Source organism: Ruegeria sp. YKSF131 (assembly GCF_059612645.1).
Genome location: NZ_JBXWQZ010000037.1, coordinates 1 through 9796 on the forward strand (window position 1 = coordinate 1; position 9796 = coordinate 9796).

5 protein-coding genes are annotated in these 9796 nt (G+C 56.9%); 1 reads left to right on the forward strand and 4 read right to left on the reverse strand.

Going from position 1 to position 9796, the window contains the following annotated elements; genetic code table 11:
* The 4 genes from AC2FLZ_RS13970 to AC2FLZ_RS13985 all read right to left on the reverse strand — a co-directional run.
* Positions 1-171: BolA/IbaG family iron-sulfur metabolism protein (locus AC2FLZ_RS13970; protein ID WP_496882298.1), on the reverse strand; the 171-nt coding region annotated here is incomplete at its 3' end.
* Between the two features lie 135 nt (positions 172-306).
* Positions 307-2466 carry a phosphoribosylformylglycinamidine synthase subunit PurL gene (gene purL / locus AC2FLZ_RS13975; protein WP_480493260.1) on the reverse strand — a complete coding sequence of 720 codons (2160 nt, stop codon included), beginning with the start codon at positions 2464-2466 and terminating at the stop codon, positions 307-309.
* 180 nt (positions 2467-2646) lie between these two features.
* Positions 2647-4893, reverse strand: a complete 2247-nt coding sequence (locus AC2FLZ_RS13980; RefSeq protein WP_496882296.1) for a mechanosensitive ion channel family protein — start codon at positions 4891-4893, stop codon at positions 2647-2649.
* Between the two features lie 270 nt (positions 4894-5163).
* Positions 5164-6072: a LysR family transcriptional regulator gene (locus AC2FLZ_RS13985; protein ID WP_480481095.1), complete on the reverse strand. Its 909-nt coding sequence runs from the start codon at positions 6070-6072 to the stop codon at positions 5164-5166.
* A gap of 169 nt (positions 6073-6241) precedes the next feature.
* On the opposite strand from AC2FLZ_RS13985, the gene AC2FLZ_RS13990 reads away from it, so the two are divergent.
* Positions 6242-9661, forward strand: coding sequence for an indolepyruvate ferredoxin oxidoreductase family protein (locus AC2FLZ_RS13990; protein WP_496882297.1), 3420 nt, complete (start codon positions 6242-6244; stop codon positions 9659-9661).
* Positions 9662-9796: the final 135 nt, after the last annotated feature.

Below are 9796 nucleotides of genomic sequence, written 5' to 3' on the forward strand. Positions count from 1 at the left end.
CTTCAGGGCCGCATAGACGGCGCGCTGTTGTTGAACTCGGTTTTTGCCGCGAAAGCTTTCGTCCACCACCATGGCGGACATATGAACACCGTCGTTGCCGCCAACCTGAATGACCGCATCAGGAAAGGCTTCTCGCAGCAGGTGTTCGATTTGATGGGCGCTCATCGGCATGTAGGTAACTCCTGAAGGTCTTTCCAAAGATGTAGAGCGCTTGAACCTGGCGCGCAAGGGCACATGAATGTGCCAAAACGACGAAACCTGCGCTTATTCAGGGCGCAGGTTTCGAGCGTTATTTAAACAGCCTGATCAGGCGACGGCGTCGGCAAAGCTGTTGCGGAAAACGGCCGTCAGGTCTTCTAACGAGGCCTCCGAGCCGCCGATCCTGACGGTATCGCCAGTAAACCGACCTACCGAGACCAGCGGTACACCTGCCTGACCCGCCGCGATCATCAACGCCTCGGCCTGATCAAAGTTGCAAGCGACCAGATACCGTGCCTGATCTTCCCCGAACAGAAATTCCGTCGGTGCATCATCCAGACACACGCCAACCCCGGCGGCCTCGGCCAGTTCGAAGGCCGCAAGCGCAAGGCCCCCATCACTCAGGTCTGTGCAGGCCTTGATCATTCCACGATTGGCGCGAATGAAATCGCCGTTGCGTTTTTCAGCGTCCAGATTCACATGCGGCGCGTCGCCATCTTCTCGGTTGAAGACCTCGGCCAGAAGGGCGGACTGGCCCAGATGACCTTTGGTTTCGCCGATCACCAAAGCCACGTGGCCCTCGCGCACCTCGTTGCCGATGATTTCATCGCTGTGATTCAGCAGCCCGACAGCGCCGATTGTGGGCGTTGGCAGGATCGCCTGACCGTCGGTTTCATTATACAGCGACACGTTGCCGGACACGATCGGCATGTCCAGCGCGCCGACTGCGGCGCCGATGCCCTGAACGGCGCCGACAAACTGACCCATGATTTCGGGCTTTTCCGGGTTGCCGAAGTTCAGGTTGTCTGTTGTGGCCAGCGGTTTGGCCCCAACAGCCGTCAGGTTACGGTAGGCTTCGGCCACCGCCTGTTTGCCGCCTTCAACCGGGTTTGCGCGGACGTAGCGCGGGGTCACGTCAGAGGTGAACGCCAGCACCTTGTCGGTGCCGTGAACACGCACCATACCCGCACCCAGGCCCGGTGTCCGGTTTGTATCCGCCATCACCATCGTGTCGTACTGCTCATAAACCCACTGCTTGCCCGCGTAGTTGGGCGACGACAGCAGGGCACGCAGGCCGTCAATCGGGTCGATCTGAGGCACTTCGGCAAGGTCTTCGGCTTCGGGCGTCGGCACCCAAGGGCGATCATATTCGGGCGCGGTCGAAGACAGTTTGGACAGGACGAGATCGGCCTTGACCTCACCGTTATGCATGATCAGGAAGCGATCCTCGGCAATCGTTTCACCGACGATGGCAAAGTCCAGGTCCCATTTCTCGAACACGGCGCGGGCTTCGGCCTCAAGCTCGGGCTTGAGAACCATCAGCATGCGTTCCTGAGATTCGGACAGCATCATCTCATAGGCTGTCATATTCTCTTCGCGCTGGGGGACGTTTTCCAGATCCAGGCGCACGCCCAGACCACCCTTGTCGCCCATCTCAACGGCGGAACAGGTCAGGCCCGCAGCACCCATGTCTTGAATCGAGATCACGGCGCCGGTCTGCATCAGCTCCAGTGTTGCTTCCATCAGGCGCTTTTCGGTGAAGGGATCACCCACCTGAACAGTGGGGCGTTTTTCCTCGATGGTGTCGTCAAATTCGGCCGAGGCCATCGTTGCGCCACCAACACCGTCGCGACCAGTTTTTGCACCAAGATAGACCACCGGCATGCCCACGCCCGACGCGGCAGAGTAGAAGATCTTGTCACTGTCGGCCAAACCGGCGGCAAAGGCGTTCACAAGGCAGTTGCCGTTGTAAGCCGGGTGAAAGCGGACCTCGCCCCCAACGCAGGGAACACCGAAACAGTTGCCATAGCCGCCAATACCTTCGACCACGCCGTTGACCAGCTGGCGGGTTTTGTGGTGGCCGGGTTCACCGAAGGACAGCGCATTCATCGAAGCGATCGGGCGCGCGCCCATTGTGAACACGTCCCGAAGGATGCCGCCGACACCCGTTGCCGCACCTTGGTAGGGTTCGATGTAGGACGGGTGATTGTGGCTTTCCATCTTGAAAACCACGGCCTGACCGTCCCCGATATCCACGACACCGGCATTCTCGCCCGGGCCGCAAATGACTTGAGGCCCCGAGGTTGGAAGAGTGCGCAACCATTTCTTCGACGACTTGTAAGAACAATGTTCGTTCCACATCGCCGAGAAAATACCAAGCTCGGTAAAGGTCGGTTCACGCCCGATGATCTCGAGGATCATGTCATATTCCTCGGGCTTGAGCCCATGTGCTGCAATCAGATCGGGTGTGATAGCGGGCTCTTGCATCTTCTGTCCTGTGTCCAAGTGGGCCGAGATTGCGCGCCTTGTAGGGCAAGCGCGCGCGTGTGGAAAGGGTCAAGACGGCGCAGGTCGCGTCTTTCAAAGAAAAACGGAACCGGCATCACGGCCGGTTCCGTTAAACCGCACAGCAGTCCTGCTGCAAATCGCCGACGTAAACCCTGAAGATTACGCCGATCCCTGGTCTTTGTTGACCTCGGCAGCAGCTGCGGCGCCGACAGCAGTCTTCTGTTCGGGCGTCAGATGCTCGACCTCTTCCAGCCCGGGAATTGCAACGCGCACCTCGCGGCGGGCAAAGTCAATGCCGTTGGCCTTGAACTCGGCCTTGACCTTGTTGAAGATCTCCTTGCGCAAGGTGAACTGCTTGCCGGGCTTTGCCATGAATTTACCGCGAATGATCATGCCGACATCGTCGAAGTCGAACACGCCCTGCGATTTGAACGGTTGCAGAAAGCCTTCTTTGTGGGTTTCGTCCTCCATCATCTCGGCCCCGATCTTTTTGAAGATTTTCTTGACCTTGTTGGGATCGGTATCAAAGGGCACGGTGAATTTCAGCTTCATGATCACCCAGTCACGGCTGTAATTCGTCAGCTTCTGGATTTCACCATAAGGGATTGTGTGCACAGGCCCCCTGTGATGGCGCAGTTGCATCGAACGGATCGAGATTTTTTCGACCGTTCCTGTGGTTCCGCCCACATCGACATATTCGCCGACGCGGAAGGCATCATCGATCAGGAAGAAAACACCACCGACGATATCCGCCACCAGTTTCTGAGCACCAAAGCCGATGGCCAGACCCAGAACACCGGCACCGGCCAGAAGCGGTGTGATGTTGATACCCAGCGCACCCAGTGCCAGCAGACCGAAGATAACCGAGATGGTGATCTGGGCCGTAATCCGCATCAGCGGCAGAACCGTCGCCAGACGAGAGCCCCCGGCACCGCCGCCTTCACCGCTTGCTTCCTCGTCGACCGCTTCAGCCGCGGTCTGCTCTTTGGCCAGCCTGCGGTTGATCCATAGTGAGACGACCTCGTTCAGGATGTAGCCGACTGCAATGATCAGAAGGAATTCAATGACAGCACCGCCAACTTCGGCACTGACACCGGCCGAGGCGACATTGCGTAGGTCAAGATGCCAGGTGCGGGCGATCATGAAGACAATGATCAGCCCGGCAATGACCCGCCCAATCCGGATGTAGCTGCGCTTGGCCGCGCGATGAGCGCGTTCGGCCAGCGGGCCTTCGCCAGACATCGGCGGCTGCAAATGGCGTACCAGCCCGCGGATCAACGTGTCGAGAGCAGGGGCAATCAGCAACCAGAACATGGTTGTGAAATGCGCACCACGACCCAACAATCTCAGCGTCGATGGATCGCGTTGCGCGACCAGGAATTCGACCAGCAGCCAGATTGTCACCGAAACGCCAATGGCGAAGTAGGGATAATAATGCGCAACTTCTTCATCGAATTTCGTGTGATCCGGATCTGTTCCCAGCATCATCTGAGACAGCCCTTCGCGCGCGGTCCATGCGATGATAGCGATGTAGACATGGGTTGCCGCGTTCAGCCAGAAGCCGATGCGTGTATCGTCGCCTGTCACGCCATTAAGAGCGTTGAAGCGCACAACAAACAGCGTGAACCCGATCAGGATCAACAACCCGATCAGATTGCGATGCAGATACTTTGCCCAATGATCGTCAATACTCACCAACCGATATTTGGGCTTCTCCGGTGCCAGAACAAAACGTGAGGCCGCAGCCCCCAGGCGCGGGATCCAGATCAGATAGAACACAAACGGACCGGCATAGGTGATCTGTTCGGGTGTCAGAATCCCGCGACCAATCGCGCGAATGACGACATAGAACACGATCAGCCCGGCAATTTCGCGACAGAACCTGCGGAACAGATAACTGACAGCTCCCTTGAGATCAGCCTCCTCCCCAACTTCGGTCGCTTCATGCCAGCGACGGGTCAGGAAAATGAACAGCTTCTCGGCTATTAAACCAGCAATCAACACAGAAAGAATAAGCCCAAACAGGGTAAAGACACCGTTCGTTCCAAACGTGTCGCTGAAATTGCCAAACGCAGTTATCTGTGCTGTGACGATATTTGGAAGCGTGGTCAGAACGTGTGTCCAGGACGACACCATCTCGGCCCATATTTCGCTTATTTCGGTTAGCGGGTCTTCCACGTTCGCCTTCTCGGCAGCCTGTTTTTCGGCAACCGCATCTAGGCGTTCCAAAAGAATTGCGCGCACCTGATCATCTGACATGCGGGCAACAAGACCGTCGACCTGTTCAGGCGTTAAATCGTCTGGAATGGTCACTGTGGATGTTGAGCCGGTGTCTTGCGCATAAAGCGGAACCGCCAAAAATAAAGCGCAGACAATCGCCAACATAAGGCGGAATGGGTGGAACATGGATTTTCCCTCGAACACGAAATTATCTCGTTTTTTTGGGATCATATGCCTATGCGTGTATTTTTCCCAGAGCTTTCGCTGACTTGATGCAATGCCTAGAGCAAAAAAAAGGCCGAGCAATAAGCTCGGCCGTAGTCCAACAGGGAGGTATGAAGATGATGAGCGTTTCAGCATCACCGCCTTCGAGTGCTCATTTAGGGGTCAGTTTGTAAACGTTCAAGGAATTTAACCCTGAAATGTCCTCATGCCCGCTATGCTATTTGTGCATAGCTAAAGTTTTCCCATCTTTTTCAGTTGTTTGCGCTGTGCGATGATCTCGTCCTGCACAAAGTCGCGGAACGCCCCGACACGTTTGGAGTGTCGGAGTTCTTCGGGATAAGCCAGATAGACCGGCACGTCAGCGGTTTCGACATCCGACAGAACCGGCACAAGATGCGGGAAATCCTGTGTGACGTAATCTGGCAGAACCCCAATCCCGAGGTTGTGCAACACTCCCTGAAGGACGCCGAAGTAGTTGTTTACCGTCAACAGGGATGCGGGATTGTAGGTCATAAGGTGGCGCACCATGGCCGCGCTGGCGCCCACCTGGGGTGCCGCGGGTGTTTGACAGATCAGCCGGTGATTTTGGATATCCTCCAGAGATTTCAGCATTCCGCCATGCGCTTCGATGTAGTTGTGCGTCGCGTAAAGCGCCATCTGAACCGTCATCAGGCGTTTTCGCACAAGATCTGCCTGGCTGGGTTCCTTCATGCGAATGGCGACATCCGCTTCTCGCATGGGAAGGTCCAGAACTCGTTCTTCCAGCATCAGGTCGATGTTCAGATCAGGATATTGTTCATAAAGCTTGGGCAGGCGAGGGGCGAGCCACAGTGTGCCGAACCCAAAGGTCGTCGTGACCCGAAGAACGCCAAAGACCTCTTCTTCACTGTCGCGAATGCGTGCGGCAGCTGCGTCCAGCCGTTTTGACATGGCGGATGTGGCGTCGAACAACAATTCACCCTGTTCGGTGAGAATCAGCCCCCGGGCGTGACGGTGAAAAAGGGTGGCATCCAATGACTCTTCCAGCGCACGGATCTGTCTGCTCACGGCGGATTGAGACAAATTGAGCTTGTCCCCGGCATGTGTGAGGCTGCCTGCATCGGCCACCGCGTGAAATATTCTAAGCTTGTCCCAATCCATCGCCGCAACTTTCGTTATCTTTTCGAACGCCTATATGAAACAGGTAACAAGTTCTACAATCAAAGGCCGAAATCGTTATGGTTCAGTGCATAAAACCTATACAGGTCAGAAATTATGACCTAAAATGCGCTGAGTACATGCACACTGATCTGGCGAGGGGAGACGTCTGATGAGTCAGCCACAGATTACGTTAAACGACCGGTTCGATCTTGAGAAAAGCCCCGTTCTTCTGAACGGAACACAGGCGCTTGTCCGGTTGACGCTGATGCAAAAGGCCAGAGACCGGCAGGCGGGACTGAACACGGCGGGGCTGGTGACTGGATATCGTGGCTCGCCACTTGGCGCTGTTGATCAGCAGATGATGCGGGCGCAAAGGCAGTTGTCCGAAAGCGATGTTACGTTTCAGTTCGGATTGAACGAAGATCTGGCGGCAACGGCGCTGTGGGGCAGCCAACAGGCCGGCTTGCGCGGCGACGGCAAGTTCGATGGGGTTTTTGGGCTTTGGTACGGCAAGGGGCCGGGCGTAGACCGGTCCGGTGATGTCATGCGCCACGCGAATATGGCCGGAACCGCCAAGCATGGCGGTGTGCTTATGGCGATGGGTGATGACCATACCGGCGAAAGCTCGACCGTGTTGCATCAGTCCGAATGGTCACTTGTAGATATGTATATGCCTGTCGTCAGCCCGGCGGGTGTGCAGGAAATCCTCGACTACGGAGTTTACGGCTTTGCGCTCAGCCGTTTTGCTGGGGTTTGGGTCGGGCTAAAGACCATGAAGGACACAATCGAGGTTACCTCGGTTGTGGATGGTCGCCCCGACCGAATGCAGGTCGTCGTACCTGATTTCGATATGCCGGAAGGCGGTTTGAATATCCGCCTTGGGGACACGCCGCACCTGCAAGAAACGCGCGTCATCGATTACAAAAGGTTTGCAGCCGAGACGTTTTCGCATGCCAACAAGCTGGACAAGCGGATATGGGGCAAACCGGGTGCAAAGATCGGATTTGTTGCGGCGGGCAAGAACTGGCTGGACCTGACCCATGCGCTGTCGCTTTTGAATATCAATGAATCCGAAGCCGAACGGCTGGGGATCACGACCTACAAGGTGGGGCAGACCTTCCCGCTGGACATGGTCGGGTTCCACGACTGGGCCGAAGGACTGGACCTGATCGTGATCGTCGAGGAAAAGCGCAAGCTGATCGAGGTTCAGGTCAAAGAGGCTATCTTTGACGACCGTCGCGGCCGCCGGGTATATGGCTGGTACAAAGGCGGTGCCGGTACGTTGCACCGCGATGAACTTTTCCCGACCCGCGGCGCGCTCGACCCGATCATGATTGCTGAAAAGCTGGGTGAGATCCTGATCGAAGAAGGGCGTGAAACCGATGGTATTCGGGCCGGGCTGGCCTCTTTGTCCGAGGCACGCCGAGCCGACAATGCGCAGGAAATAGCAACGCGGCTTCCGTACTTCTGCTCGGGCTGCCCGCATAACAGTTCGACCAAAGTCCCGGATGGCAGCCGTGCCTATGCAGGGATCGGTTGTCATTACATGGTTCAGTGGATGGACCGGAACACCACGGGCTTTACCCAGATGGGCGGTGAAGGCGCGAACTGGATCGGTGAGGCCCCGTTTTCGACCACCAAACATGTGTTCCAGAACCTTGGCGATGGCACCTATAACCACTCGGGCGTTCAGGCGATCCGCGCGGCGTTGTCTGCGGGCACGAACATCACCTTCAAGATCCTGTTTAACGATGCCGTCGCCATGACGGGCGGGCAGGAGAATGAAGGCGATCTGACCGCAGAACGGATCGTTGCTGAAGTCAAAGCCATGGGTGTCCGTGAGGTTGCTCTGGTCTATGACGAAAAGGAAGACGTGAACTTCAAGGCTCTGCCGTCGAGTGTTCAGACGTTCGAGCGTGCGGAACTGATGCAGGTGCAGGAGAAGTTCCGCGAGATCGAGGGTGTTTCGGTCATTGTCTACGTTCAGACCTGTGCGGCCGAGAAGCGCCGCCGCCGCAAACGCGGCACGTTCCCGGACCCGGACAAGCGCGTCTTCATTAATACCGATGTTTGCGAGGGCTGCGGCGATTGCGGGGTGCAATCGAACTGTGTGTCGATCGTTCCCAAAGAAACAGAACTCGGGCGCAAGCGCGCCATCGATCAGTCAAGCTGCAACAAGGATTATTCCTGCCTGAACGGCTTTTGCCCGTCCTTCGTTACGCTTGAGGGGGCGAAGATCCGCAAAGAGGCAACAACCGAAATCGACTTGCCCGATCTACCGATGCCGGTGCTGCCCAAAATCAGCGGTACGCATAACGTGGTGATCACGGGTGTCGGGGGAACCGGTGTTGTCACGCTGGGTGCGATCCTTGCGCAAGCTGCCCAGATTGACGGCAAAGGCGCGGGCATGATGGAAATGGCGGGCTTGGCGCAGAAAGGCGGCGCGGTACACATCCATTGCCGTCTGGCCAATGCACCCGAAGACATTAGCGCCATCCGTGTCGCAACCGGCGAAGCCCATGCGCTGATCGGCGGTGATCTGGTGGTATCCGCCGGAGCCAAAACATTGGGCCTGACCCGAACTGGCCGTACAGGCGCCGTTGTGAACAGCCATGAGACGGTTACAGGCGACTTTACGCGCAATACCGAGTTCCGCGTTCCCGCCGATCAATTGGAACTGGCTCTTCAGGCACGACTAAAAGAAGATGTCTCGCTGTTTGACGCGACCGAGTTGGCACGCGCCGTGATGGGCGACTCGATCTATTCCAACATGATGATCTTTGGCGCGGCCTGGCAGCGCGGGTTGTTGCCCGTCAGCCATCAGGCGATTTTTGATGCCATCGAATTGAATGGAACAACGATCGAACGGAACAAGCGTGCGTTTGATATCGGGCGATGGGCGGTTCTTCATCCGGCAGAGGTACAGTCCATTCTGTCCCCGACCGTAACCGAGATGCCCAAATCGCTGGATCAGAAGATCGAATTCCGCGCAAGCCATCTGACCGACTACCAAAATGCGCGGCTGGCCAAGCGGTATCGCAAGCTGGTCGACAGTGTTGAGGATGCGGATATCCGCGAGGCGGTGGCAAAAGGCTATCACAAGCTTTTGTCCTACAAGGATGAATACGAAGTCGCGCGCCTTCTTCTGACAAGCCGTGACAAAGCGGCTGCCGAGTTCGATGGCGACTTCAAGGTGACGTTCCATCTGGCCCCGCCCTTTTTGGGGGGATCGGGCAGCAACGGCAGACCCCGCAAACGTGCGTTTGGCGAAGCCATTCTTGGCCCACTGAAGCTTTTGACCCGGTTGAAGGCACTGCGCGGTACGCCACTGGATATCTTCGGCTATTCGTCGGAACGCAGGATGGAACGTGCGTTGATCCGTCAATATGAAAAGGACATGCGCGAGGTTCTGCCGCTTGTATCGCAGACAACACGCGATGCGATTGCCGCCCTGGCTCGTTTGCCGCTGGATATCCGTGGGTTTGGCCCCGTATTGCGCGAGAACGAGGCCAAAGCAGCCAAACGGCGCGAGGAGTTGCTGGCCGTCATTCGCGGCGGAGGGACAGGGTTGCAGGCTGCGGCGGAATAAAACGTCACAAGCGTGTCACGATAGCTAGGCAGCGGACTCATAAAACTCGATCCACAGCCTGACAGACGCGAGTTTGATCATTGACAGGAAGTTTCGTGCGGTCTTTTCGTAGCGGGTGGCGATACGGCGAAAGGA